The sequence below is a fragment of the Ruegeria sp. YKSF070 genome (genome assembly GCF_059612725.1).
The window spans coordinates 32,081-58,490 of the sequence record NZ_JBXWRD010000008.1; the positions used below are offsets into that span (position 1 = coordinate 32,081).

Below are 26,410 nucleotides of genomic sequence, written 5' to 3' on the forward strand. Positions count from 1 at the left end.
GCAGGGTGCTCAGTAGGTCTCGACCAGTTCCGTGTCCTCGACCGGGTCGCTCGCCATCATCTCATAGGCCAGTTCGTCATGCATGGGCTGGGTCATCAGCGCCATGACATCGTTCAGGTAATACTGGTCGTCGCAGATCGGCGGCTGCGGATCGTCCTCGCATTGGCCGATCAGCTTCAGCGACCCGTCGCGGTCATCGCTGTCCTCGTCCCCGACCGAGGTCAGGCGCAACCCGAAATACTCGCCGCTGAAATCCTCCAGGCTCAGCCCGTCGGGATGCGACAGGGTAAAGCTGGTGGCGCGGATATCGTCGTCATGCCCGATCCCGTTCTTGCCAATCGCGATGCCGGCATCGAACCCGTTTGCGGTTTCGCCGGTCTCGCCTTCCTGGGCGCCTTCCATATTGGCGCCGTTGCCCAGATCGTTGACCGAACCGGCGGCAAATTGCGATCCGGTGACATCCTCGCCGCTCACGGTCATGCCGTCCAGCAGGCTGTCATCGCCGACGTTGAAGAACAGCCCGGTGATATCGCCGATCTGGCCGGTCGCGTCCGGGTCGTCGCCCTCGAGCACCTCGAGGTCGACGCGAATATCGCCATTCTCGAGCTGGGTCAGCACCACCTCGGTGTTGACCGGACCCTCGATGACAAAGGCGCATTCGTCCTCGTCATGGTCGTCTTCGTCATCGCCAGTGTCGCCGGTGCTGTCGCTCACGGTCTTGACGATGCCATTGCCGGTGTCGGAATCCACTACCGCCGCCAGGCTGTCGAGGTCGATATCCTCGATGCTGAGAGGCCCGTTCTCGGACCACATGGTAAAATTGGCGGCGCTGACATGGCCTTGGGTCGAATCCGGGGTTGTCCCGAACTGGATACCCGCATCATAGCCTTCAGCCAGCTGGGCTCCGTTGCTCAGGCTGTCGACGGCATCTGGGTTCAGCTGAACATCGGTGACTGGCGACCATTGTGTGCCTTCGTTTTCGGCGGGCCAGATATGCAATCCGTCCAGCGTCGCATCGTCGTTGAAATTGAAGAAGAAACCGTCGAGATCACCCACCTCGACCGAAGGGTCCTCTGACTTGATGTCGATGAACAGCCCGCCGTCAGGCTTTTCCACGATGGTGACCAGCAGGCGCGGTTCGCAGCCCAGTGTCACGGTGATTTCTGTTTTTTCGCCAATGGTTCCGGTCATGAAAACCCCCTACTAACCCGCGTCACTAACCGCGTTCAATTGCCGGAGCCGACGCTACCGTTCACGCCATATTCACGCCATGAAATTGACGCATTTGCCGCTGGATGGCGGGTTTTGCGGGGTGCGGCGTTTACCAGTCGTCAACGATGTTGCGGGGCGAAACGGATAGCCGGGATTTCCGAAACAGCAACCTGGCGTCGCTGTGGCAGGGCAGGCCGGGGATTCGCATCTGTCCCAAGTCCTCCCGTCTTCGCAAGACCGGGCCGAGCGGAACCGGCTGGCACAGAAAAACCCCGGCGGAGGGCTCCGCCGGGGTTTGAAACCGGATCGACCGCGGATCAGCGGTCTTCGATATCCACATAGTCGCGCGCGGTCGAGCCGAGGTACAGCTGACGCGGACGGCCGATCTTGTGCTGCGGGTCGGCCAGCTGCTCTTTCCACTGGCTGACCCAGCCCACGGTCCGCGACACGGCGAAGATGGGCGTGAACATCGAGGTGGGGAAGCCCATCGCCTCGAGGATGATACCCGAATAGAAATCGACATTCGGGAACAGCTTTTTCTCGGCGAAATAGTCGTCGGCCAGCGCCGCGCGTTCCAGTTCCTTGGCGGTGGCCAGGATCGGGTTGTTTTCCACGCCCAGCAGATCCAGCACCTCGTCGGCGGACTGTTTCATCACCGTCGCGCGCGGGTCGAAGTTCTTGTAGACCCGGTGGCCAAAGCCCATGAGGCGGAACGGGTCGTTCTTGTCCTTGGCGCGGGCGATGTATTCGGGGATCCGGTCCGGAGAGCCGATTTCCTTGAGCATCTCCAGGCAAGCCTGGTTGGCGCCGCCATGGGCGGGACCCCAGAGACAGGCGATACCGGCGGCGATACAGGCAAACGGGTTCGCGCCCGAGGACGACGCCAGACGCACGGTCGAGGTCGAGGCGTTCTGCTCGTGATCGGCATGCAGGGTGAAAATCCGGTCCATCGCGCGGGCCAGGATCGGGTCCACATGATAATGCTCGGCCGGCACGGCAAAGCACATCTGCAGGAAGTTGGCCGCATAATCCAGATCGTTGCGCGGATACATGAACGGTTGACCGATCGAGTACTTATACGCCATCGCCGCGATGGTCGGCATCTTGGCGATCAGGCGGTGGCTGGCGATCTCGCGCTGATGGGAGTCGGCTATATCGGTCGAGTCGTGGTAGAAGGCCGACATCGCGCCGACCACACCCACCATGGTCGCCATCGGATGCGCATCCCGGCGGAAGCCGCGGAAGAAATAGTGCATCTGCTCGTGGATCATGGTGTGGCGGGTGATTGTGCTCTCGAACTTTTCCAGATCAGCCGCGGTCGGAAGCTCTCCGTACAGCAGGAGATAGCAGACTTCGAGATAATGAGATTTCGCCGCCAGCTGGTCGATCGGATAGCCCCGGTGCAACAGCTCTCCGAGCTCGCCATCGATATAGGTGATGGTGCTGTCGCAGCTTGCGGTCGAGGTGAAACCGGGATCATAGGTGAACACGCCCGCCTGGCCATAGAGTTTGCGGATGTCGATCACATCCGGGCCTGTCGAGGGCGAAAGGATTGGCAAATCGTAGGATTGGCCGTTCAGGCTGAGCGTGGCGGTTTTCTTGTCTTCAGTCATCGATTTCCCTTCCTCATGGCAGGCACGGACGCGGGCGGAGTCCCACGCATCGCATGCGTCAAGGCCTGCGCACAGCCGCGCAAGCCCAGGTCTTAACCGCGCAACATTGCCTGATCGTGAATGTCAGGCTGCGTTCGCCGCGTCCCGGAGACGGGCCAGACTTTCGTCCCGGCCCAGCACCAGCATCATGTCGAATACCGAAGGCGTCACGGCCCGTCCGGCAAGCGCGGCCCGAAGGGGCGCGGCAAGCTTGCCGAACTTGGTTCCATGCGCCTTGGCAAAAGCGTTCAACGCTTCTTCCAGACACTCTCTCGTCCAGCTAGCATTTTGCAACTGCGGCGTCAATTCTGTCAGTATACCATCGGATACACTGGCCAGGGCCGCCGCCGCCTTCTCATCTGGCTGGATAGGCCGAGTGGAGAGGATAAATGAAGCTTTTTCAAGAAGTTCAGGGAAGGTGCGCGCCCGGTCCTTGAGGCAATACATCGCACGTTCCAGATCACTGGATTGTGTGTCGGTAAGAGCTGGACGATCTGCAGCCGCAAGATAGGCCTGAATCTCTTGCTGCAACGCAGCGTCATCTGAGGCGGCAATGTGCTGACCGCTCAGATTTTCCAGCTTTTTCAGGTCGAACCGGGCAGGGGATTTGCCGATTCCATCCAGATCGAACCACTCGCGCGCCTGCGCGTCGGTAAAGAACTCGTCGTCGCCATGGCTCCAGCCCAGCCGCGCCAGATAGTTGCGCATGCCCGCGGCGGGATAGCCCATCGCCTGGTATTCCTGCGCCCCCAGCGCGCCGTGACGTTTGGAAAGTTTCTTGCCGTCGGGTCCGTGGATCAGCGGGATATGAGCCCAGACCGGCACCTCCCAGCCCATCGCCTGATAGATCATCATCTGGCGGGCGGCGTTGTTCAGATGGTCGTCGCCCCGGATCACATGGGTCACGCCCATGTCGTGGTCATCCACTACCACCGCCAGCATATAGACCGGTGTCCCGTCCGAGCGCAGCAGCACCATGTCGTCGAGCTGGTCGTTGCGGATGGTCACATCGCCCTGCACCCGGTCGCGGATCACGGTTTCGCCGCTTTGCGGCGCCTTGATCCGGATCACATAGGGCCGGTTGGGATGGGTCGCCGGATTGGCGTCGCGCCAAGGGCTGCGGAACAGGGTCGAGCGTTTCTCGGCCTGGGCGGCCTCGCGAAAGGCCTGGATTTCGTCCTGCGTCGAGAAGCACTTATAGGCCTTGCCCTGGGCCAGCAGCTCCAGCGCCACCTCGGCATGGCGCGGTGCGCGCTCGAACTGGCTGATCACCTCGCCGTCATGGTCCAGTCCCAGCCAGGCCATGCCCTGCAGGATCGCCGCTGTCGCCTCGGGGGTTGAGCGCGCCCGGTCGGTATCCTCGATCCGGAGCAGGAACTTGCCCCCGCGCCCCCGCGCGTAAAGCCAGTTGAACAGCGCCGTGCGGGCACCGCCGATATGCAGGAAACCGGTGGGAGAAGGGGCAAAGCGGGTGACGACCTGATCCGGCATAAGGGCAATTTACCTTTTGGTAACCGTGAAGGGGCTAGGGTTCTGCGGTCTGTCTAACGAGCCGGACGAGTGGGAGCAAGCATGCGCGTTCTGCCACGGATCGAGGCCGCGCTGCTGGCGCAGCGAGGGTACCTGTTCCCCTGGGTGCCGGTTTTCCTGGCGCTGGGGATCGGTGGCTATTTCCTGTTGCGTGTAGAGCCGGGGTTGACCCTTTACGCGGTGGTCGCGGGAATTGGCATCTCGACTGGCATCTGGGCATGGAGGCGGCCTGGCGCCTTTTCGCCGCTGGGCTGGGCGCTGGCGCTGATCGCGGCGGGGTTTGTTCTTGCGGGTGCGCGCGCGCATCAGGTCGCCGCCCCGGTGATCGAGGGGCGCTATTACGGCCCGGTCGAGGGGCGGGTGGTCGCGATGGACCGGTCCGCCTCGGACAAGCTGAGGGTGACCTTGGATCAGGTGCGGCTGGATCGCTGGATGCCGACGGGACCGCCGCGCCATGTGCGGATCTCGCTGCATGGTGACGAACGTGTGCCCGAGCCGGGCAGCCGGATCATGACCACCGCCTATCTGTCGCCGCCACAGGGGCCGGTCGAGCCGGGCGGCTTCGATTTCCGTCGCCATGCCTGGTTTCAGGGTCTGGGCGCTATCGGATATACCCGCGTTCCGGTGCTGCTGGCGCGTCCGCCTGACCGGGCCGAGCGCGACATGAGCGTGTTTGCTCTGCGCATGGCGGCCTCGGTTCGTATCCGCCAGCAACTGCCGGGCGATGTGGGCGGCTTTGCTGCCGCTGTCACCACCGGCGACCGTAGCGGCGTGAGCCAGGGCACGCTTGATGCGTTGAGGGCCAGCAATCTGGCGCATCTTCTGGCGATCTCGGGCCTGCATATGGGGCTGCTTGCGGGGTTTGTCTTTACTGCGCTGCGGGTGGCACTGTCGCTGATCCCGCCTTTGGCGCTGCGCCTGCCGGTGCGCAAGCTGGCCGCGCTTGGCGCTTTGACAGTGGCAGCGGGCTATCTGGCGCTGTCGGGCGGCAATGTAGCGACCCAGCGTGCCTTTGTGATGGTGGCGGTGATGCTCTGCGCCATTCTGGTCGACCGCCGGGCGCTGTCGATGCGGGCGGTGGCAATGGCCGCGCTGATCGTCCTCGTGCTGCGGCCCGAGGCGCTGCTGGGGCCGGGGTTCCAGATGAGCTTTGCCGCCACCGTGGCGCTGGTTGCGGTGTTCGGCTGGCTGCGCGAGGCTGAGATCGGGTTGGGGCCGCGCTGGCTGAATCCGGTCGTGGGGGTGATGATCTCATCGGCGGTGGCGGGGCTGGCGACGGCGCCGATCGGGGCCGCGCATTTCAACACGCTGGCCCATTACGGGCTGGTGGCCAATCTGATGTCGGTACCGCTGATGGGGCTGGTGGTGATCCCGGCGGCGGTGCTGGCGTTGGTGCTGGCGCCGCTGGGGCTCGACTGGATCGGGCTCGAGGTGATGGGGCTGGGCCTGCGTTGGATCCTGAGCGTCGCCGATTGGGTTGCGGGGCTGGAGAGTGCGCGTGGCTACGTGATGCGCCCCGATTGGGCGGTGTTGCCGATATTGTCGCTGGGCGCGCTGTGGCTGGTGCTGTGGCGCGGTCGGGCGCGGCTGGCGGGCTTGCCGGTGATGGTGGCGGCCTTCTGGCTCTGGTCCGGGGCCGAGCGGCCCGGCGTGCTGATCGCCGATACCGGTGGGCTGGTGGGGGTGATGACCGACACGGGCCGCGCGCTGAGCAAGCCGCGCGGGGCGGGCTTCATCGCCGGGGTCTGGCTGGAAAACGATGGCGACGGCGCCGACCAGATGGCGGCGGCGGCGCGTTGGCCCGGAGAAGACATGTTGCGCAAGATGCAGGTGGGTGGCGTCGAGATCGTGCATGTGACCGGCAAGCGCGCGGCGCAGAGGCTCAGCGGCTGCGTCGAGGCGCAGGTGATCGTCTCGGCCGTCCCGCTTGCGATTAAAGGGCCATGCAAGGTCTATGACCCCAAGCGGCTGGCCCTGACCGGCGCGCTCAGCATTGGACCAAAGGGAATGGAAAGCGCCGCGCGGCTAGCTGGGCGGCGCCTGTGGAACGGCGCCGCGCTTCGGACCGCAAACATCGATCAGTAGGTGCGGATCAAGCCGACCAGCCGACCCTGTACCCGCACACGCTCCGAAGGCAACACGCGGGTCTCGTAAGCCGGGTTCGCGGCCTCGAGAGCGATACTGGCGCCACGGCGATAGAAGCGTTTCAGCGTCGCCTCGCTATCATCGACCAGCGCCACCACGATATCGCCATTGTCGGCGGTCGAGGTCTCGCGGATCACCACGACGTCGCCATCGTTGATGCCGGCCTCGATCATCGAATCGCCTTTGACCTCGAGCGCGTAATGTTCGCCCTGGCCGACCATACTTCCGGGCACGGCCACCTGATGCGAGACCTGGCTGATCGCTTCGATCGGTACACCGGCGGCGATGCGGCCCATCACCGGCAGTTCCAGCGCGTGGATCGTCACCGGTTCGGCATTGGCGGGGCGGGGCCGGTCGGGCCGGTCGCCGTCAATCACCCGGGGCTGAAAGCCCACGGTGGGCTCTCCGCCAAGGCTCTCGGGTAGTTTGACGATCTCGATAGCGCGGGCACGATGGGCGAGACGGCGGATGAAGCCACGCTCCTCCAGTGCGGTGATCAGCCGGTGAATCCCCGATTTCGAGCGCAAATCCAGCGCCAGTTTCATTTCATCAAAACTGGGCGGCACACCATCCGCTTGCAGTCTTTTGTGAATGAATTCCAGCAGATCGAGTTGCTTCTTTGTCAGCATTCCCCATACCCCTCCGGTCACGCGTTTACATTTGTTCTACGCATGTTCCTGTTTTGTGTCAACAATTCAGGTCAAGGGGTCAGATCGGGACGTATAGAACCCTCTCGCCGACGGCGCGGGCCGGGTCCTCGGGCGGGCGCATCAGCAGCGCGTTGGCCTGGGCCAGGATCGACAACAAGGAGCTGTCCTGATCGCCAAAGGCGGCAATCTGGCCATTCTCGACCTCGGCGCGCATGTAGTGTTCGCGCGGGCCATTGGGGCCGAGCGGCGCGCTCAGCACTGCCTCGCGCAGGGCAACGTCCGGATCAAGGCCCAGCATCCGGCGCAGCATCGGAAGGATGAAGATATAGCCACAAACCATTGCAGAAACGGGATTACCAGGAAGTCCGACCATCGGCATGTCGCCGATCCGGCCCGCCATCAGCGGTTTGCCCGGGCGCATCCGTACCTTGTAGAAGGATTGTTCCATCCCAAGTTCAGCCGCCACCTGTGCGACCAGATCGTGATCACCCACCGAGGCACCGCCGATGGTGATAACCAGATCGGCGCCGCGGGCCAGTTCAAAGGCTGTGGTCAGCGACGCGCGGGTATCGCGCGCAATGGGCAATACCCGGACCTGCGCGCGATTTGCCTCGAACAGGGCCTTGAGACCGAACGTGTTGGAGGCGATGATCTGATCGGGGCCGGGCGTCTCGCCCGGCATCACCAACTCATCCCCGGTCGAGATCAGGGCCAACACCGGGCGCCGCCGTACTGGCACGCGCGGGGTATTCATCGAGGCCAGCAGGGCCACATCCTCGGGCCGCAGTATGCGTGGCGCGGCAAGGGCCTGTCCGACCCGGAAATCGACGCCAGCGGGGCGGATATTGGTCTTGTCACCGGGCATGTCGGTGATGGTGATCAGATCGCCGCTGCGGCTGACATCCTCCTGGATCACAACGAAATCCGCACCATCCGGCACCGGTGCCCCGGTAAAGATCCGCACCGCCTGACCCGGACCCACTTGGCCATCGAACCGGTGCCCCGCTGCCGCTTCGCCGATCACCTTGAACATGGCGTGGCGTTCGACCTCGGCGGATTTCACCGCGTACCCGTCCATCGAGGCGGCGGCAAAGGGTGGCTGATCGCGCGTCGCGGCGACATCGCGAGCCAGAACCCGGCCTGCGCACTCGGCCAGCGGCGCCTCTTCGGCGCCAAGCGGTTCCACCAGGTCGAGCAGCAGTGCGCGGGCCTCTTCGACGGTGATCATGTCGCCTCGTAACGTCCTGACTTGCCGCCGTCTTTCAGCGTCACCCGGATGCCGCCAATCTGCATCGCCTTGTCGACCGCCTTGACCATGTCATAAACGGTGAGCGCAGCGGTCGAGACCGCGGTCAGCGCCTCCATTTCGACACCGGTCTGGCCGGTGGTCCGCACCGTGGCGGCGATACGCACGCCGGGCAGCTCGGGGTCCAGGGTCAATTCGACCGCAACCTTGGTCAGCGGCAGCGGATGGCAAAGCGGGATCAGGTCGGGGGTCTTCTTGGCCCCCATTATGCCTGCAAGCCGGGCGACACCCAGTACGTCGCCCTTCTTGGCTCGGCCTTCTGACACGATATCAAAGGTTTGCGACGCCATGCTGATGTAACCTTCGGCCACGGCCACCCGGTCGGTGATCGCCTTGTCGGTGACATCGACCATATGGGCATCGCCTTTGGCGTCGAAATGGGTCAGGCTCATCACATCGCTCCGGGCATCAGCGGATCGGCGAGCAGGGTCCGGGTTGCCTCGGCCACATCGTCCTGGCGCATCAGGCTTTCGCCGATCAGGAAACAGCGGGCGCCATAGCGCGCCATGTCGGACAGGTCGGCGGGCGTGTTCAGCCCGCTTTCACAGACGATGATCCGCTCTGGCGGCACCAGTTTCGACAGTTTGCGGGTGGTATCCAGCGTCGTCTCGAATGTCTTGAGATTGCGGTTGTTGATGCCGATCAGCGGGCTTTTCAGCCGCTCGGCGCGTTCCAGCTCCTCGGCGTCATGCACCTCGATCAGGACATCCATGTTCCAGTCGAACGCGGTCTGTTCCAATTCCTCGGCCTGGGTATCATCGACCGAGGCCATGATGATCAGGATACAATCGGCCCCCAGCGCCCGCGCCTCGACCACCTGATAGGGGTCATACATGAAATCCTTGCGCAGCGCGGGCAGGTTGCAGGCGGCGCGCGCGGCGGACAGATAGGATTTGGCGCCCTGGAAACTGGGCGTGTCGGTCAGCACCGAGAGGCAAGTCGCACCGCCCTCGGCATAGGCGCGCGCCAGCGCGGGCGGGTCGAAATCGGGGCGGATGAGGCCCTTGGACGGGCTCGCCTTCTTGATCTCGGCAATCAAGCCATAGCCCTGGCGTGTAGCGGCGATCAGCGCATCGGCAAAGCCGCGCACCGGACTTGCCTCGCGCGCCTCGGCCTCGACCACCTCCAAGGGTTTGGCAGCCTTGTCGGCAGCGACCTCTTCCAGCTTGTAGGCCTTGATCTTGTCGAGAATCGTATCGGTCATCTTGCGTCCTGTGTGATGCGGGAAAGAGCCTCGACCTTGGCGCGGGCCTGGCCGCTGTCGATGCTCTGGGCGGCGAGGGCGACACCCTCGCGCAGGTCGGCGGCGCGGTCGGCCACCACCAGCGCTGCGGCCGCGTTCAGCAGAACCGCGTCGCGATAGGCCGAGGGCGCGCCATCCAGCAGCGCGCGAAATGCGGTTGCGTTTTCCTCGGGGGTGCCGCCGACGATCGTCTCGAACGGATGGACGGGCAGGCCCGCATCCTCGGGATGCAGCTCGACTTCCTTGACGGTGCCATCCTCGAGCGCGGCAACCCAGCTGACCCCGGTAATGGTCAGCTCGTCGGTGCCGTCCGAGCCATGCACCAGCCAGGCGCGCTCTGAGCCCAAGAGGCCCAGCGTCTCGGCCATGGGCCGGATCAGCGCGCGCGTAAAGGCGCCGGTCAGTTGCCGCTTGACCCCTGCCGGGTTGGTGAGCGGCCCGAGAATGTTGAAGATGGTTCGGGTGCCCAGCTCGGCCCGGGTGGGCATCACATGGGCGGTGGCCGGGTGATGCATGGGCGCCATCATGAAGCCGATCCCGGCCTCGTTCAGCGCCTTTTCAACCACTTGCGGGCCAACCATCACGTTGATGCCCATCTGGCTCTGCAAATCGGCGGTACCCGATTTCGAGCTCAGGTTGCGGTTGCCGTGCTTGGCCACCACCACGCCTGCACCCGCCACGACAAAGGCTGTGGCGGTCGAGATATTGAGCGTGTTCTTGCCATCGCCGCCGGTGCCGACGATATCCATCGCGCCCTCGGGCGCGCGCACTGCGTTGCATTTGGCGCGCATCACGGCGGCCGCGGCGGCGTATTCGTCAACCGTCTCGCCACGTGTGCGCAGTGCCATCAGCAACCCACCGATCTGGCTGGGCGTCGCCTCGCCATCGAACAGGATGGTAAAGGCCTGCTCGGCCTCAGCGCGGGTCAGCGACCGATCGGCGGCGGCGCCGATCAGCGGTTTCAGCGCATCACTCATGCCGGCACCTTCATGACATCAAGAAAATTGCGCAGCAGCGCATGCCCATGTTCCGAAGCGATGGATTCGGGATGGAACTGCACCCCATGGATCGGCAATTCCTTGTGTTGCAGCCCCATGATGGTGCCATCTTCCAGCCAGGCGGTGACCTCGAGACAGTCGGGCAAGCTGTCGCGCTCGACCACCAGCGAGTGATAGCGCGTCGCCTCGAAGGGCGAGGGCAGGCCCGCAAACAGCCCTTTTGCGCTGTGATGCATCTGCCCCATCTTGCCATGCACGATCTCGTGGCAGCGCACCACCTTGCCACCAAAGGCCTGCCCGATGGTCTGGTGCCCGAGGCATACACCCAGCAATGGTGTGCGGGTCTCGGCGGCGGCCTCGGTCAGCGCCAGGCAGATGCCTGCCTGATCTGGGTCGCAGGGGCCGGGGCTGAGCAGGATGCCCGCCGGGTTCAGCGCCATTGCCTCTTGCACATCCAACGCATCGTTGCGGCGCACCTCGATCTCGGCGCCAAGCTCGCCAAGATAGTGCACGAGGTTGTAGGTGAAACTGTCGTAATTGTCGATCAAGAGCAGCATCTTGAGCCTTGTCCCGTCGGGTATTAGGGGCTGGTGGCACGGGGGCCAGCCAAGGTATAGTAATCGCGCCCCTACATGTTCAGTCTTGCGCGGCAGCGTCAAGGGCAGACGGGGTGAACGGGCAAAAAGTCGAAGCAGGACCAACAAGAGGCGACAGGATATGGGCGGATTCATCGGAGGACTATTGGCCGGGGCGGTGCTGGTCTTGGCGGCAGCGGCCTGGCTTTCGCTGACGACACCTTTGCCGCAGCGTCCCGAGGTGGCGGCAACACCCGCGGCGGCGGAACCGGCGGCGGAACCTGCCGGGGACGGGGGAATCGCGGCCCCCGGCCGTGACGCCGATCTGGTGGAATTGGCGCCGCGCCAACCCGAGGCGGCCACGGGTGCCGAAACGCTTGGCGCCCTGGACGAGGCCGACCGCCAGCCTGCCGACAAACCGCAGGTGGGGGGCGCGACCGATGCCATCGACCGGCCCGAGGGCAGCGAAACCGCCGCCGTGCAGGTGCCGGGGACGGGTACCGGGGTAACGCAACCGCAATTGGGCAGCCCCGCCGCACCGCAGGATCGCGCCGAACCCGAGGTGAATACCGAAGCACCCGCGCAACCCAACGTGCCCTCGACCAGCGTGACCGCCGAGGTGACGGAGCCCAACCTGCCCGAGGCGGCGCCGGAACAGCCCGCGATCACCGCCGACCCCCAAGTGGCGCAGGAGGAGGCCAGCGTGACCGAGGCCCCTGCAGCCGACAGCGCCCCGGCACCGGATACTGCAATGGCTGAACCAGAGGACCCGAAGGAAGAAGAGAAACCGCGCATCGCCGCCCTGCCTCAGATCGGTGGGGCCGAAGAGGGCGCGGCGCCGCGCGTCGGCACCCCGGTTGTTCCGCTGACCGAGCGCGATACCCCCGTCGAAGCTCCGGCCGAGGACGGCCCGCGCCCGATCGAGGCCTATGCGGCGACATTCGACAACCCCGAGGACAAGCCGCTGATGTCGATTGTCCTGATCGACGATGCCGAGGGGCTGGGCAGCGAGGCGCTGCGCGACTTTCCTTATCCGCTGACATTTGCGCTGGACCCGGCTGACCCGCAGGCCGCCGAAAAAATGGCGCGCCACCGCGCCGCCGGGGTCGAGGTGATGCTGATCGCCGATCTGCCCACCGCCGCCAGTGCGCAGGATGCCGAAGTTTCGATGGCAGTCTGGCTGAAGGCGCTGCCCGAGACTGTCGGCGTCCTGGAAGGCACCGGCACCGGCATCCAGGGCAACCGGGAGCTGTCCGATCAGGTCACCGCCATTGTCGGTGGCAGCGGGCGTGGTTTGCTGACCCAGGATAACGGGCTGAACACGGTGCAGAAACTGGCCGCGCGCGACGGTGTGCCCTCGGCGGTGGTGTTCCGCGATTTCGATGGGGCCGGACAAAGCCCGACGGTGATGCGCCGGTTCCTTGACCAGGCGGCCTTCCGCGCCGGGCAGGAGGGCGCGGTGGTGATGCTGGGCCGGCTGCGGCCCGACACGATCTCGGCGCTGCTGCTGTGGGGGTTGCAGGATCGCGCCAGCCGGGTGGCGCTGGCGCCGGTCTCGGCAGTGCTGACGCGTGATCCGCGCTGAGCCGGGGGGTGGTGTTGCCAAAAGGAGCGCCTGCGGCGCGCTCTTTTTCTTGTGCGCCTCCGGCGGGAGTATTTGCGGCGGAATGAAGGATCAGGTTTGGCGTGAGATCGAAATGCAGAGCGCCAAGGCGTCAAGGCCGAGCTTCAAGGGAGATCCTCGGGCGAGCAGGCACTGGCCAGCGGATATGACAGTGTTCTGACAGCTTGCCGTGCCGCTGAGGAGATAGAGCGCAACCTCTTCGGGGACGGCGGCAAGGTTGCTTGTTCCGGTATGAACGCTGACAGAGCCGGTCACCCGGTTGGGATCGTAGATCAGGTTCAGGTTGCGCACTGGACCGTCAGGCAATCTTCCGGTGACCGTGAGATCGCCTGAGAAATGCAGAGGGGTGCCAGATCTCGCATGCAGGACGCACCCGTCGGTGTGCAGTTCCATTCCGCTGCCGTGGACCACGGTCAGAATACGGGCCTGTCCGGGAAACAGGGAAAACGGACCCTCGGCGGCAACCTCGGCTAGGCTGAGCCTCCAGAGGTCAGCCTCTCCGGCCATCTCGCGCGTCACGCCGCCGCCGTTTTTCCAGGGAACCGGGGGCAGGGTGCGCGGATCGAGCAGGTGCATCAGCTGTTGCGCGATCCGGTGAACCGGGCCGCATCCGCCGCCGCGCGGCGGATGGCGTTGGATTTATGCACGGTTTCCATGAATTCCGCCTCGGGGTCGCTGTCATAGACCACGCCGCCGCCGGCCTGGATATAAAGCTTGCGGTCCTTGACGATGGCCGTGCGCAGGGCGATGCACATGTCCATGTCGCCACCGGCGCTGAAATAGCCGACACCGCCGCCATAGATACCGCGTTTTTCCGGCTCCAGCTCGTCGATGATCTCCATCGCGCGCACCTTGGGGGCGCCGCTGACCGTACCGGCGGGCATGCCGGCAAAGAAGGCATCGAGTGCGTCCTTGTCCGGGGCCAGCTCTCCGACCACGTTCGACACGATATGCATCACGTGGGAATAGCGTTCGATGATGAATTTCTCGGTCGGGCGCACGGTGCCGATCTTGCTGACGCGGCCCGCATCGTTGCGGCCGAGATCGAGCAGCATCAGATGTTCGGCAAGTTCCTTCTTGTCGGCGAGCAGATCGGCCTCGTTGGCGCGGTCCTCTTCCGGGGTGGCGCCGCGCGGGCGGGTGCCCGCGATGGGGCGGATCGTCACCTCTTGCCCAAAGACGCGCACCAGGATCTCGGGGCTGGCGCCGACCACCTGAAAGCCGCCGAAGTTGAAATAGAACATGAAGGGCGACGGGTTGGTGCGCCGCAGCGAGCGGTAGAGCGCAAAGGGTGGCAGCGGAAACTCCTGCGTCCAGCGCTGCGCCGGCACCACCTGAAAGATGTCGCCCGCGCGGATGTAATCCTTGGCCTTCTCGACCGCCGCCTTATAGCCCTCGCGGGTGAAGTTCGACACCGGCGGCGCAACCTCATGTGCCTCGCCCAGATCGCGGGTCTCGGCGGGCATGGCGCGTTCGAGATCGCGCACCGCATCCATCACCCGCTCAGCCGCCTGGGCATAGGCGGCGCGCGCCGATTGCCCGTCGCTGACCCAGGCGGGCGAGACCACGGTGACCTCGCCCTTGACCCCGTCGAGCACCGCCACGACCGAGGGGCGCATCATCACCGCATCGGGCAGGCCCAGCGGATCGGGGTTCACATCGGGCAGATGTTCGACAAGCCGCACCATGTCATAGCCGAGATAGCCGAACAGCCCGGCCGAGGCCTGCGGCAGATCCTCGGGCAGCGCGATGCGGCTTTCGGCCAGAAGCGCGCGCAGGTTGTCGAGCGGATTGCCCTCTTGCGGCTGGAACCCGTCCGGGTCGAACCGCGCCTGCCGGTTCAGCGCAGATTGTTCGCCATGGCAGCGCCAGATCAGGTCCGGCTTCATCCCGATGATCGAATAGCGCCCGCGCACTTCGCCACCGGTCACCGATTCGAGCATGAAGGCGTCTTTCTGCGCGCCCGTCAGCTTGAGCATCAGCGACACCGGCGTGTCGAGATCGGCGGCCAGGCGGGTGTGGACGACCTGGTTCTCGCCCGCCTCATAGGCGCGGGCGAAGGTTTCGAAATCGGGTGTCAGCGCCATGGGGACCCCTTACTGAAAGCTGGCCTGCACCGCGTTCAGCGCGCGCTGGTCCAGGGTCGGCTGTGCCCGTGTCTGGGCGTCGCGGACATAGATGTCGAACAGGTTCTGCGCCAAGGCCTGGCTCATCTGTGCATTCAGCGCCCGCTTCATCTGGGTCAGCTCGTCAGTATCTGCGGGCGGCAGTTCCTCTTCCAGCCGCACGATGAACGCGGCATCGTCGCCCGCGATCACCTTGAGGTCGCCGGGCTGCATGGCAAAGACCTGCTCCATGAAGTCAAACGGCGTGCCGTCGATGAAGGCGGTGCGGGTCAACCCGTTTTCCACCCGATGCGACAGGCCGGTGGCGGTGAAATCGCCATCCGTCGCCAGGCTTGTCACCACGCTGGCGGCCTTGTCCTGAAGCGCGCGGCGGGTGGCGTCGGCGGTCCAGGCGGCGACCACGCGCTCGCGGGCGCTGTCGAGCGGTTCGGGGCGTGGCTCCAGCTCTTCGTCCAGGCGCAGGGCAAAGACGGCGCCGTCTTCGAGAAAGCCGATTTCGGGGAAATCGCCCTCGGCCACCTCGGTCGCGGCCTCGCGGAACCCGGCATAAGCGGCGACCCCGTCCGAGCTGTCCTCGGTCCAGTCGATCTGGCCCAGTTCCATGTCGGTATCCTGCGCCAGCTCTTCCAGCGTGGCGCCACCGGCCAGCATGTCGTTGAGGGATTCGGCCTGTGCCTCGATCAGGCGGCGGGCGCGTTCGCCGGCAAGCTCGTCGCGCAGTTCGGCCTCGACGCTTTCAAAGGCGATGATGCGGGCATCGAGCGTGCCGTTCACCCGGAACAGCGCGGGGCCCAGATCCGAGGGCAGGGGGCCGACCACATCACCGACCTCGGCGGCGAATACCGCCTCGGCGGCAGCGCCCAGATCCTCCGCGGTCAGGTCTCCCATGTCGACGTCGGTCAGCGAGAGACCGCGCCCCTCGACCAGCTGTTCGAAGGTGGCGCCGCCAACCTCGACCTGGGCCATGGCGCTTTCGGCGCTTGCCTGATCGGCAAAGACCAGACGTTCGACCAGGCGACGCTCGGGCTGCTGGTAGTTGCTTTCGCGTTCCTCGAAGAGACGGCGCACCGCGCCCTCGTCCAGCTCGACCCGGTCGAGCAGCATTTCAGGCGTCAGCAGCGCATAGGTCAGCCGCTTGCTGCGCGGCAGCATGAACTGGTCCTGATTTTCGGCGTAATAGGCCTCGACCTCGGCCGCATCGGGGATGGCAACCGGGGCATCCAGTGCGCCGATATCGACGGTCGCCATGGTAAAGCTGCGGCGTGCGCCCACGAATTGCGCCAGCGTGTCGGCATAGGTGTCGGGCATGACCAGCCCTTCCATGATCGCGCCCTGCACCAGGGTACGCGCCGATTCGCGGCGCAGATCGGCCTCGAACTCGGCCTCGCTCAGCCCGGCATTGTCCAGCGCATAGCGATAGCCCTCGGGGTCGAACTTGCCGTCGACGCCCTGAAAGGCGGGGATCTGCACGATCTCGCGGCTCAGGTTCTCGTCACCGATCGAGATACCCAGTCCGGCCACCTCGTTATCGAGCGCTGCAATCGCCACCAACCGCGCCAGCACGGCCTGGTCGATACCCAGATCGCGCACCTGGCTCATTTGCAGGGGGTGACCGGTCTGCGCCTCGATGGCGCGGATCTCGCGTTGCAGCTCGCGGGCGTAGGCGTCGACGCTGACCGTCTGCTCGCCCACCTGCGCCACGGTGCGCACCGTGCCGCTGAGGTTGACGGCGCCGAAACCGGCAAGCCCCGCTATCAGCAGACCCATCAGGATCCAGACAAAGGTCTTCGATAAGCTTTTGACACCTGCGGACATGTCGCCCCCTTGTTTCGGCTGGATTGCGGCGATTTCGCCTTGCCCGTTCGTTTGCCGCCCTGTCTACGCCGGGCGCCCGGGCTGGGCAAGGTCAGAAGCGGAGCCCTTTGAGCCTGTCGAACAGCTGGCCGATCCCGGCGCGGTCGAGATTGGCAAAGGCCACGCGCAGCTGGCGGGCCCCGGCGGGGTCGCCCTCGGGCATGAACATGGTACCGGGCAGCACCAGCACCCCGGCATCGCGCACCAGCCGCCTCGCCAACTCGTCCGAGGGGATGTCGAAGGGATGTTCGAGATAGGCGAAATAGGCACCCAGCCCCAAGAGTTTCCAGCCCTCGGTCCCGAGCGCGGGCATGCCCTCGGCAATGGCGGCGCGGCGGTCGAGGATCTCGTCCCGTTCGCCCGCCACCCACTGGCCCAGATTGCGCATGCCCCAAAGCGCGGCATGCTGGCCGATCTGGCCTGGGCAGATGGCAACGGTGTCGAGAAATTTCTCGATCTCGGCCAGAAGTCCGGTATCGCTGGCCAGCGCGCCGACCCGGTGCCCGGTCAGCCGGTAGGCCTTGGAGAAGGAGTAGAGATGCACCAGCGTCTGGTCCCAGTCGGGCCGGGTGAACAGGTCATGCGGGGCACCGCTGCGGCTGTCGAAATCGCGATAGGTCTCGTCCAGCAGCAGGCGCAGCCCGTGTTCGGCCGCCAGATCGTAAAAGGCGCTGACCAGCTCGGCGGGGTATTCCACGCCGCCCGGATTGTTCGGCGTCACCAGCGCGATGGCGCGGGTGCGCGGTGTGATCAGGGCGCGCGCGGCCTCGACATCGGGCAGCAGATCGGGGCCGGTGGCCAGCGGCACCGCCGTGACCCCCTCCATGTCGAGCCACATTTTATGGTTGAAATACCAAGGCGTTGGCAGGATAACCTCATCCCCTTCGCCGGTAATGGCCGAGATGGTGGCGGCAAAGGCCTGATTGCAGCCCGATGTGATCGCCACCTGTTCCGGCCTGACCGCGCCGCCGTAATGGTGGCTGATCTGCGCGGTCAGTTCGGCGCGCAGATCGGCGTTGCCCAGCACCGGGCCATAGAGATGCGCGCTGTCCTCGGTCAGGGCGAAATCGGCCATCGCCTGACGCAGCGCCTGCGGTGGCGGCTCGACCGGGGCGGCCTGGCTGACATTGATCAGCGGCCGCTCGGGCGAAAACGTGACGCCCTCCAGCCAGCGCCGCGCCTCCATCACCGGCGGTGCGAAAGTGGTGGCGGTGCGGGTCGGGGCCATCTTGGATACTCTGTTCAGGAGGTGGGGCTTGGTGCAAAAAGCGCGCCCTTTTGGGCGCGCTGGCGGTTGGATCAGTCGGTGCCCCGATAGGGTTCGACATATTGCAATGCCATGTCCCAGGGGAAGAAGATCCAGGTGTCCTGGCTAACCTCGGTTATAAAGGTATCGACCATGGGCCTGCCCTTGGGTTTGGCATAGACGGTGGCGAAATGGGCGTTGGGATACATCTCGCGCACCAGTTCCAGCGTCTTGCCGCTGTCGACCAGGTCGTCGATGACCAGAATACCGGTTCCGTCGCCCATCAGACCGGCGTCGGGCGCTTTCAGAACCTGCGCCTGTCCCTGGGCCTGATGGTGATAGGATTTCACGCTGATCGTGTCGACGGTGCGAATATCCAGCTCGCGGCTGACGATCATCGCCGGGGCCATGCCGCCACGGGTGATTGCCACCACCGCGCGCCAGGCGCCCTCGTCGGGGCCCTGACCGTCCAGTCGCCAGGCCAGCGCCCGGCTGTCGCGATGAATCTGGTCCCAGCTGATGTGAAAGCCCTTTTCATGGGGCAAGCGATGCGGATCCTTGGTGCTCATGCCGTCTTACCCCCCGTTATCCCTTGTCGATGTCGGGGGCGTCGACCGCCTTCATCCCGACAATGTGATAGCCGCTGTCCACATGCAGGTTCTCGCCCGTGACACCCGAGCTGAGATCCGAGAGCAGGTAGAGCGCCGACTTGCCCACATCGTCGATCGTGACATTGCGGCGCAGCGGCGAGTTATATTCGTTCCACTTCATGATATAACGGAAATCGCCGATGCCGCTGGCGGCCAGCGTCTTGATAGGACCGGCGCTGACGGAGTTGACGCGGATACCGTCCTTGCCAAGATCCTCGGCCATGTATTTCACCGACGCCTCCAGCGCCGCCTTGGCCACGCCCATCACATTATAGTGCGGCATCACCTGTTCGGCGCCGTAATAGGTGAGGGTGATGGCGCTGCCGCCTTCGGTCATCAGCTTTTCGGCCCGCTTCATCACCGCGGTGAAGGAAAAGACCGAGATATCCATGGTCAGCTTGAAATTGGCCCGGCTGGTGTCGACATAACGGCCGCGCAGCTCGTTCTTGTCGGAAAAGCCGATGGCGTGCACGACAAAGTCGAGCTTGCCCCATTTCTGTTCGAGCGCGTCGAACAGCGCGTCGATCGAGTCCTCGTCACCCACGTCACAAGGCAGCACGATCTCGCTACCCAGTTGCGCGGCCAGCGGGTCGACCCGCTTCTTCAGCGCATCGCCCTGATAGGAAAAGGCCAGCTCTGCGCCCGCATCCGCAAGCGCTCGGGCAATGCCCCAGGCGATGGATTTGTCATTGGCCAGTCCCATGATGAGGCCGCGTTTTCCGGCCATCAACTGATTTGACATGTTCGGTTCTCCGCCTGTCGTCGCGTCATGAGCTTGTGGTTTATGCTATAGAACATGTCCCTTCAAGGGCGCGCGCTCTTGCCCGTGTCGGTAAGAGGGCCTAGGATCCAGTGCAGTTGTTCAAGGGGATGGACATGAGTGACAGGACTGGCATCTTTGCCGGTGATGACCCGTTTGCTATTGCGCGGGAGTGGTTGGCCGAGGCCGAACAGTCGGAACCCAACGATCCGAACGCCATTGCGCTGGCGACGGTTGACGCTTCGGGCCTGCCGAATGTGCGGATGGTGCTGCTGAAAGAGATCGAACCGGCGGCCTTCGTTTTCTACACCAATTACGAAAGTGCCAAGGCGATCGAGCTGGAGCAGGCCGGCAAGGCGGCTTTTGTTATGCATTGGAAATCGCTGCGCCGACAGCTTCGGGTGCGCGGCACGATCACCCGCGAAGCGGGGCCGCAGGCGGATGCCTATTATGCCTCGCGCTCACTCAAGAGCAGGCTGGGCGCCTGGGCCTCACGCCAGTCGCGGCCATTGTCTAGTCGCGCCGCGCTAATGGCCGAGGTTGCCAAGATTACCGCTGCCAAGGGACCGAACCCACCGCGACCGCCGTTCTGGGGCGGGTTCCGCCTGACACCGGTCGAGATCGAGTTCTGGGCGGATGGAGCGTTCCGTCTTCATGATCGCTTTGTCTGGCGTCGCGATGCGGCGTCGGAAAGCTGGAATATTCAACGCCTTAACCCATGACATTCGCGGAACGTGAAATGCAAGTGTCAGAAATAGAAGAACTTTTTTTCCTTGTGTTTCCGGTGTAAAATCCGGCAAACCAAGGGGCTTACAGCAACGTCAAATCACGATGGATAGCAAGTGTCCGAAGAATTGAGCAGTGCATACAAGGTCCGGGGCCGGGTAAAATGGTTTGACCCGGCCAAGGGATATGGTTTCGTGGTCGCCGACGAGGGCGGGCCGGACATCCTCTTGCACGTCAATGTGCTCAGGAATTTTGGTCAGAGTTCGGTTGCCGACGGGGCCGCCATCGAGATCATGACCCACCGCACCGATCGCGGCGTGCAGGCGGTCGAGGTGGTCGGCATCGTTCCCCCCGAGCGACCCGAGACGGTGCTGTTGTCGGATTTTGCCGAGATGGATCCGGATGTGATCCGCGCCGCGCCGTTGGAACCGGCCCGCGTCAAGTGGTTCGACAAGGGCAAGGGGTTCGGCTTTGCCAATGTCTTTGGCCGCAACGAGGACGTTTTTCTGCATATCGAGGTTCTGCGCCAGTCGGGCCTGTCTGACCTGCAACCCGGCGAGGCGCTGGCAATGCGTGTCGTCGACGGTAAACGCGGGCGGATGGCGGCCGAGGTGCTGGCCTGGGAAGCGGCGCTGAACCCGTGAGGGCGGGCCGGTGATCCGCGCGGCGCTTTGCCTGCTGGTCTGGCTGACCAGTGCGGTGACGCTTTGGGCAGATGAATGCCGGGATGACGAACTGCGCCTGCGCGGTGATGGCAGCGAGTCGCGGTTCACCATTGAACTGGCCCAGACACCCGAAGAGCGCTCGCAGGGGCTTATGTTCCGCGAGAGCCTGCCACGCGGGGCTGGCATGCTCTTTGTTTTCGAGCACCCCCAGCGGGTTGCGTTCTGGATGAAGAACACGCTGATCCCGCTCGACCTGATCTTTGTTGATCGAAGTGGCACCGTGACCCGCGTACACCCCAACGCGATTCCACATGACGAGACCCCGATACCGGGCGGAGATGCGGTATTTGCGGTGCTCGAAATCAATGGCGGGCTGGCCGCGCGGTATGGCATCGCGCCGGGCACCCAGTTGCGGCACCGTGTTTTTTCGGACGGACCCGCCATATGGCCCTGTTAGGCCTTTTCAAATCGGATTGCGGCAGATAGGAAGGCGCACGGTCCGGGGCGTGGCGCAGTCTGGTAGCGCACCTGTTTTGGGTACAGGGGGTCGTGAGTTCGAATCTCGCCGCCCCGACCACTTTCCTCTCTTACTCGCCGATGATCTGGCCACCCATGTCGCGCAACAGGCCGATGCGCGCCTCTTGGGCGCCCGGTCCATCCGAGGCGATCCGCCGCGCGGACCCAGAAGCCTGCGGAACATTCAGGTAATCTTCGAGCGTGGCCAGATAGCGGCCATCGGTCGTTTGGGCGACCTGCAACTGAACCACCAGTTGCGGCAGCGCCTTGAGCGTGCCGTCATGGTCCACGACTGCCGCTGCGGTCAGGTCGGCGGGCAGGTCGACCCAGCATTGCCAGGTTCCCGGATCGGGACGTCGCAGGGTTTCGCTCGGTTCGGAACAGGCCCCAGCGAATCCCTCGATCAGGGCTTTGGGGCGGGACGGGAACAGGGCTGACGCAGAGTTAACCGCAATATCTTGTGTGCACGAAGCCACAGTCAGCAGGGCGGCCAGCAGGCCAAACAGGGGTTTCACCTTACGGAACTTTCCGAGTCGCGGCGTATTTCAGACCCACCATATCGGATCGTGGAAGCGGGCGCGAGGGGGGCTTGTGCGTTGCTGCAATGCAGAAATCCAAGCGACTTCGACTTTCAGTTCCGGATGAAAGCCACCGTGAAAAAACGGAAATTTTCATGCTGTGCCCAACTGCATCGCAGCAAGGGCTGGGGATGGTCCTGTGGAGGAATCGCGCCGTTGGAACGGGGGGCGCCGACGGGCTCGCGGGTCAACAGAAAAGAATCCTGCCGGGGTGCAAAAATGCCGTTGACCTTCTATGCCTGCATACGTCAGATTGTATTGGCCGGTTGCACAGCCACAAAATCTGGTATCAAAGCCAGAGCGGCGGAACGGGCGGGACGAAGAAACCACAGATCACCATGTTCTTAGAACGCCGCGCCACTCATCGCGGCGACGGGCGAATTCGTTCCGGTTCCGGCAACGGGCCGAATGACGGCAATGCGGAGAGCGCCAGCGGGGTGGGCCTGCGGGCGGCAAGACCCAAAAAACGACCAGGGGCTGGGGACATGAAGATCGAAAGAAAGTTCACGACGGCGGGACAGGATGCTTATGCGGATCTGGAGTTCCGATCCGCGACCTCCGAGATTCGCAATCCGGATGGCACCATCGTGTTCCGCCTCGACGATATCGAGGTTCCAACCAGCTGGAGCCAGGTCGCCAGCGACGTGATCGCTCAGAAATACTTCCGCAAGGCGGGCGTGCCCAGCCGTCTCCAGAAGGTGCGCGAAAAGGGCGTGCCGGAATTCCTGTGGCGTTCGGTCCCCGACAGCGACGCCGAAATGGGCGGTGAGATCTCTTCCAAGCAGGTGTTTGACCGCCTGGCGGGCGCTTGGGCCTATTGGGGCTGGAAGGGTGGCTATTTCACTACCGAAGAGGACGCGCGCGCCTATTTCGACGAGATGCGCTATATGCTGGCCACCCAGCGCGCCGCGCCGAACAGCCCGCAGTGGTTCAATACCGGCCTGCACTGGGCCTATGGGATCGACGGCCCGGCGCAGGGGCATCACTATGTCGACTACAAGACTGGCAAGCTGACCAAGTCGGACAGCGCCTATGAACATCCCCAGCCGCATGCCTGTTTCATCCAGTCGGTCAGCGACGATCTGGTGAACGAGGGCGGCATCATGGATCTGTGGGTGCGCGAGGCGCGCCTGTTCAAATACGGCTCGGGCACCGGCACCAATTTCAGCCATCTGCGCGCGGAGGGTGAGAGCCTGTCGGGCGGTGGCAAATCCTCGGGCCTCATGGGCTTTCTCAAGATCGGCGACCGCGCGGCGGGCGCCATCAAATCGGGCGGGACAACCCGTCGGGCAGCCAAGATGGTGATCGTCGACGCCGATCACCCCGATATCGAGCAGTTCATCCAGTGGAAGGTGCTGGAAGAGCAAAAGGTCGCTAGCATCGTCGCCGGCTCGAAGATGCATGAAAAGATGCTCAATGGCATCTTTGCCGCCATCCGCGTTTGGGACGGTGCCGAGGTGGATGCCTATGACCCGACGGTGAACGAAGGGCTGAAGGCCGCGATCCGCGAGGCCAAGAAGGTCGCGATCCCGGAGACCTATGTCAAACGGGTGCTGGATTATGCCAAGCAAGGCCATACCAGCATCGAATTCCCCACCTATGACACCGATTGGGACAGCGAGGCCTATAACTCGGTCTCGGGCCAGAACTCGAACAACTCGATCCGGGTCACCAATGCCTTTCTGAAAGCGGTGGAAAAGGACGCCGATTGGGAGCTGATCAACCGCGTCAACGGCAAGGTCGCAAAGACCGTCAAGGCGCGCGATCTGTGGGAGAAGGTGGGTCATGCGGCCTGGGCCTGCGCCGATCCGGGCATCCAGTTCCATGACACGGTGAACGATTGGCACACCTGCCCGGCAGACGGCCCGATCCGTGGCTCGAACCCCTGTTCGGAATACATGTTCCTCGACGATACCGCGTGCAACCTGGCGTCGATGAACCTGCTGACCTTCCTCAAGGATGGCGAGTTCCAGGCCGAGGATTACATCCATGCCACCCGCCTGTGGACGCTGACGCTGGAAATCTCGGTGACCATGGCGCAGTTCCCGTCCAAGGAGATCGCGCAGCTCAGCTATGATTTCCGCACGCTGGGTCTGGGCTATGCCAATATCGGCGGCCTGCTGATGAACATGGGCTATGGCTATGACAGCGACGAGGGCCGCGCGCTCTGCGGTGCGCTGACCGCGATCATGACCGGTGTCGCCTATGCCACCTCGGCCGAGATCGCCGGAGAGCTGGGGCCCTTTGCCGGGTATGAGCGCAACGCCGCCAACATGCTGCGGGTTATCCGCAACCACCGCGCCGCAGCCCAGGGCAAGGCCAATGGCTATGAACAGCTGAGCGTCAAGCCGGTGCCGCTGGATCACGCCAATTGCCCCGACCCGCGTCTGGTCGAACTGGCCATGGCCTCGTGGGACGAGGCGCTGAGCCTGGGTGAGAAGAACGGCTATCGTAACGCGCAGACCAGCGTGATTGCGCCCACCGGCACCATCGGTCTGGTGATGGATTGCGACACCACCGGGATCGAACCCGATTTCGCGCTGGTCAAGTTCAAGAAGCTGGCGGGCGGCGGATATTTCAAGATCATCAACCGCTCGGTGCCCGCCGCGCTGGAGAATCTTGGCTACTCCAGCGCCCAGATCGAAGAGATCGTCTCTTATGCGGTGGGTCATGGCACCATCGGCAACGCGCCGGGGATCAACCACACCTCGCTGACCGGTCACGGCTTTGGCCCGAACGAGCTGCGCAAGGTCGACGCCGCGCTGGAAAGCGCCTTTGACATCCGCTTTGTGTTCAACCAGTGGACCTTGGGCGAGGATTTCTGCACCGGTGTGCTGGGTATCCCGGCAACCAAGCTGAACGATCCCACCTTTGACCTGCTGCGGCATCTGGGCTTTACCAAGAAGGATATCGACGCGGCCAACGACCATGTCTGCGGAACGATGACGCTGGAAGGGGCACCGCATCTGTCCGAGGAGCATTACGCGATCTTCGACTGTGCCAACCCCTGCGGCAAGAAGGGCAAGCGCTTCCTGTCGGTGGACAGCCACATCACCATGATGGCAGCGGCGCAGAGCTTCATCTCGGGGGCGATCAGCAAGACGATCAACATGCCCAACAATGCCACCATCGCGGATTGCCAGAAGGCCTATGAACTCAGCTGGTCGCTGGGGGTAAAGGCCAACGCGCTCTATCGGGATGGGTCCAAGCTGAGCCAGCCGCTGGCCGCCGCTCTGATCGAGGATGACGACGAGGCCGCCGAGGTGCTGGAAACCGGCACCCCCGCCGCAAAGGCCGCCGTGCTGGCCGAGAAGGTGATCGAAAAGGTGGTGGTCAAGGAGGTGATCCGCAGCCATCGCGAGAAGCTGCCCCATCGCCGCAAGGGCTATACCCAGAAGGCAATTGTGGGCGGTCACAAGGTCTATCTGCGGACCGGCGAATACCAGGACGGTTCGCTGGGCGAGATCTTCATCGACATGCACAAGGAAGGCGCCGGGTTCCGGGCGATGATGAACAACTTTGCCATCGCTGTTTCGGTCGGCCTGCAATACGGGGTGCCGCTGGAGGAGTTCGTTGACGCCTTCACCTTCACCAAGTTCGAACCGGCCGGCATGGTGCAGGGCAACGACTCGATCAAGAATGCGACCTCGATCCTGGACTATGTGTTCCGGGAACTGGCAGTCAGCTATCTCGACCGCACCGACTTGGCCCATGTGAAACCCGAAGGCGCAACATTCGACGATATCGGCAAGGGCGAGGACGAGGGCGTGTCGAATGTCACCACCGTCAGCGACAGCGCCGCGTCGAAATCGCTGGAGGTGCTGAAACAGATCAGCTCGACCGGTTATTTGCGCAAGCGTCTGCCGCAGGAACTGGTGGTGCTGAATGGTGGTGCCAGTGTTGGCGCGGTGGCGCTGGACACCGCCGGCGACCCCGTCGCGGCGCTGCAGACGCTGGTCCCCGAAACCGGACAGGCCGCCTTGGCCGCCACCGGCATGGATGCCCGCACCAAGGCGCGCATGCAGGGATACGAGGGCGAGGCCTGCGGCGAATGCGGCAACTACACGCTGGTGCGCAACGGCACCTGCATGAAGTGCAACACCTGTGGCGCGACGAGCGGCTGCTCGTAACCACGGGGCGACAAATCGCGCCCCCGCCGGGGCGCGTAGGGGCCGGGGGCTTCCCTCGGAAATCCGGCCCCGACGAGATCCGGAACCGGCGGCGCGGCCCATCCGCGCCCGGCGTTCCAGCCGACGGCCCCAGCTGCTGGGGCTGCCGGGTCCCGGGTGGGGCGGGGTGACCAGCCCCCTCACTCGAACACGGGGCGGGTGCGCTCGCCCCCGACGCGTCCAGG

22 protein-coding genes and 1 tRNA gene are annotated in these 26,410 nt (G+C 64.3%); 7 read left to right on the forward strand and 16 right to left on the reverse strand.

What is annotated here, in order from left to right; genetic code table 11:
* Positions 1 to 9: 9 nt before the first annotated feature.
* From AC2FL1_RS06250 to gltX, 3 genes are all read right to left on the reverse strand, one after another.
* The gene (locus AC2FL1_RS06250) at positions 10 to 1,191 is read right to left on the reverse strand and encodes a hypothetical protein (RefSeq protein WP_496876318.1); all 1,182 of its coding nucleotides are present in this window, start codon (positions 1,189 to 1,191) and stop codon (positions 10 to 12) included.
* A gap of 338 nt (positions 1,192 to 1,529) precedes the next feature.
* Positions 1,530 to 2,825, reverse strand: coding sequence for a citrate synthase (locus AC2FL1_RS06255; protein ID WP_234217940.1), 1,296 nt, complete (start codon positions 2,823 to 2,825; stop codon positions 1,530 to 1,532).
* A 123-nt stretch (positions 2,826 to 2,948) separates the two neighbouring features.
* The gene (gltX, locus tag AC2FL1_RS06260) at positions 2,949 to 4,355 is read right to left on the reverse strand and encodes a glutamate--tRNA ligase (protein WP_496876319.1); all 1,407 of its coding nucleotides are present in this window, start codon (positions 4,353 to 4,355) and stop codon (positions 2,949 to 2,951) included.
* A gap of 81 nt (positions 4,356 to 4,436) precedes the next feature.
* On the opposite strand from gltX, the gene AC2FL1_RS06265 reads away from it, so the two are divergent.
* On the forward strand, positions 4,437 to 6,479 hold the full coding sequence (locus AC2FL1_RS06265; RefSeq protein WP_496876320.1) for a ComEC/Rec2 family competence protein: 2,043 nt from the start codon (positions 4,437 to 4,439) through the stop codon (positions 6,477 to 6,479).
* On the opposite strand, the gene lexA is transcribed toward AC2FL1_RS06265, so the two are convergent.
* The 6 genes from lexA to AC2FL1_RS06295 form a co-directional block, all read right to left on the reverse strand.
* Positions 6,473 to 7,168 carry a transcriptional repressor LexA gene (gene lexA / locus AC2FL1_RS06270; RefSeq protein WP_234136817.1) on the reverse strand — a complete coding sequence of 232 codons (696 nt, stop codon included), beginning with the start codon at positions 7,166 to 7,168 and terminating at the stop codon, positions 6,473 to 6,475. The two genes, AC2FL1_RS06265 and lexA, sit on opposite strands and share 7 nt — an antisense overlap.
* A gap of 79 nt (positions 7,169 to 7,247) precedes the next feature.
* Positions 7,248 to 8,417, reverse strand: coding sequence for a molybdopterin molybdotransferase MoeA (locus tag AC2FL1_RS06275; protein ID WP_496876321.1), 1,170 nt, complete (start codon positions 8,415 to 8,417; stop codon positions 7,248 to 7,250).
* Positions 8,414 to 8,887, reverse strand: a complete 474-nt coding sequence (gene moaC, locus AC2FL1_RS06280) for a cyclic pyranopterin monophosphate synthase MoaC (RefSeq protein ID WP_496823821.1) — start codon at positions 8,885 to 8,887, stop codon at positions 8,414 to 8,416. The genes AC2FL1_RS06275 and moaC overlap by 4 nt, the downstream gene beginning before the upstream one ends.
* Positions 8,887 to 9,699, reverse strand: a complete 813-nt coding sequence (gene trpC / locus AC2FL1_RS06285) for an indole-3-glycerol phosphate synthase TrpC (RefSeq protein WP_496876322.1) — start codon at positions 9,697 to 9,699, stop codon at positions 8,887 to 8,889. Before trpC ends, moaC begins: the two co-directional genes overlap by 1 nt.
* The gene (trpD, locus tag AC2FL1_RS06290) at positions 9,696 to 10,715 is read right to left on the reverse strand and encodes an anthranilate phosphoribosyltransferase (protein ID WP_496823818.1); all 1,020 of its coding nucleotides are present in this window, start codon (positions 10,713 to 10,715) and stop codon (positions 9,696 to 9,698) included. The genes trpC and trpD overlap by 4 nt, the downstream gene beginning before the upstream one ends.
* On the reverse strand, positions 10,712 to 11,293 hold the full coding sequence (locus AC2FL1_RS06295; protein WP_496823816.1) for an anthranilate synthase component II: 582 nt from the start codon (positions 11,291 to 11,293) through the stop codon (positions 10,712 to 10,714). The genes trpD and AC2FL1_RS06295 overlap by 4 nt, the downstream gene beginning before the upstream one ends.
* Before the next feature lie 160 nt (positions 11,294 to 11,453).
* On the opposite strand from AC2FL1_RS06295, the gene AC2FL1_RS06300 reads away from it, so the two are divergent.
* On the forward strand, positions 11,454 to 12,896 hold the full coding sequence (locus tag AC2FL1_RS06300; RefSeq protein WP_496876323.1) for a divergent polysaccharide deacetylase family protein: 1,443 nt from the start codon (positions 11,454 to 11,456) through the stop codon (positions 12,894 to 12,896).
* 90 nt (positions 12,897 to 12,986) lie between these two features.
* On the opposite strand, the gene AC2FL1_RS06305 is transcribed toward AC2FL1_RS06300, so the two are convergent.
* The 6 genes from AC2FL1_RS06305 to fabI form a co-directional block, all read right to left on the reverse strand.
* Entirely contained in the window at positions 12,987 to 13,511 is a 525-nt protein-coding gene (locus tag AC2FL1_RS06305; RefSeq protein ID WP_496823813.1) for a HutD/Ves family protein, read from the reverse strand.
* Positions 13,511 to 15,022, reverse strand: a complete 1,512-nt coding sequence (gene trpE, locus AC2FL1_RS06310) for an anthranilate synthase component I (protein WP_234136809.1) — start codon at positions 15,020 to 15,022, stop codon at positions 13,511 to 13,513. Before trpE ends, AC2FL1_RS06305 begins: the two co-directional genes overlap by 1 nt.
* A gap of 9 nt (positions 15,023 to 15,031) precedes the next feature.
* Entirely contained in the window at positions 15,032 to 16,876 is a 1,845-nt protein-coding gene (locus AC2FL1_RS06315) for a peptidyl-prolyl cis-trans isomerase (RefSeq protein ID WP_496876324.1), read from the reverse strand.
* 91 nt (positions 16,877 to 16,967) lie between these two features.
* Positions 16,968 to 18,143 (reverse strand): aminotransferase, encoded by a 1,176-nt coding sequence (locus AC2FL1_RS06320; RefSeq protein WP_496876325.1) that lies wholly within the window; start codon positions 18,141 to 18,143, stop codon positions 16,968 to 16,970.
* 71 nt (positions 18,144 to 18,214) lie between these two features.
* Positions 18,215 to 18,730, reverse strand: coding sequence for a xanthine phosphoribosyltransferase (gpt, locus tag AC2FL1_RS06325; RefSeq protein WP_011047866.1), 516 nt, complete (start codon positions 18,728 to 18,730; stop codon positions 18,215 to 18,217).
* A 16-nt stretch (positions 18,731 to 18,746) separates the two neighbouring features.
* Positions 18,747 to 19,553, reverse strand: a complete 807-nt coding sequence (gene fabI, locus AC2FL1_RS06330) for an enoyl-ACP reductase FabI (protein ID WP_234145196.1) — start codon at positions 19,551 to 19,553, stop codon at positions 18,747 to 18,749.
* Between the two features lie 134 nt (positions 19,554 to 19,687).
* Between fabI and pdxH the strand changes: the two genes are divergently transcribed.
* The 4 genes from pdxH to AC2FL1_RS06350 all read left to right on the forward strand — a co-directional run bounded on the left by pdxH (position 19,688) and on the right by AC2FL1_RS06350 (position 21,539).
* Positions 19,688 to 20,293, forward strand: coding sequence for a pyridoxamine 5'-phosphate oxidase (pdxH, locus tag AC2FL1_RS06335; RefSeq protein ID WP_496823805.1), 606 nt, complete (start codon positions 19,688 to 19,690; stop codon positions 20,291 to 20,293).
* 120 nt (positions 20,294 to 20,413) lie between these two features.
* Positions 20,414 to 20,941 carry a cold-shock protein gene (locus tag AC2FL1_RS06340; protein WP_496823804.1) on the forward strand — a complete coding sequence of 176 codons (528 nt, stop codon included), beginning with the start codon at positions 20,414 to 20,416 and terminating at the stop codon, positions 20,939 to 20,941.
* 10 nt (positions 20,942 to 20,951) lie between these two features.
* Entirely contained in the window at positions 20,952 to 21,419 is a 468-nt protein-coding gene (locus AC2FL1_RS06345) for a DUF192 domain-containing protein (protein WP_496823802.1), read from the forward strand.
* A gap of 43 nt (positions 21,420 to 21,462) precedes the next feature.
* Positions 21,463 to 21,539 (forward strand) — tRNA-Pro (locus AC2FL1_RS06350).
* Between the two features lie 10 nt (positions 21,540 to 21,549).
* Here AC2FL1_RS06350 and AC2FL1_RS06355 read toward each other — a convergent pair.
* On the reverse strand, positions 21,550 to 21,993 hold the full coding sequence (locus AC2FL1_RS06355) for a hypothetical protein (RefSeq protein WP_496876326.1): 444 nt from the start codon (positions 21,991 to 21,993) through the stop codon (positions 21,550 to 21,552).
* 548 nt (positions 21,994 to 22,541) lie between these two features.
* On the opposite strand from AC2FL1_RS06355, the gene AC2FL1_RS06360 reads away from it, so the two are divergent.
* Positions 22,542 to 26,186: a vitamin B12-dependent ribonucleotide reductase gene (locus AC2FL1_RS06360; protein WP_496876327.1), complete on the forward strand. Its 3,645-nt coding sequence runs from the start codon at positions 22,542 to 22,544 to the stop codon at positions 26,184 to 26,186.
* Positions 26,187 to 26,410: the final 224 nt, after the last annotated feature.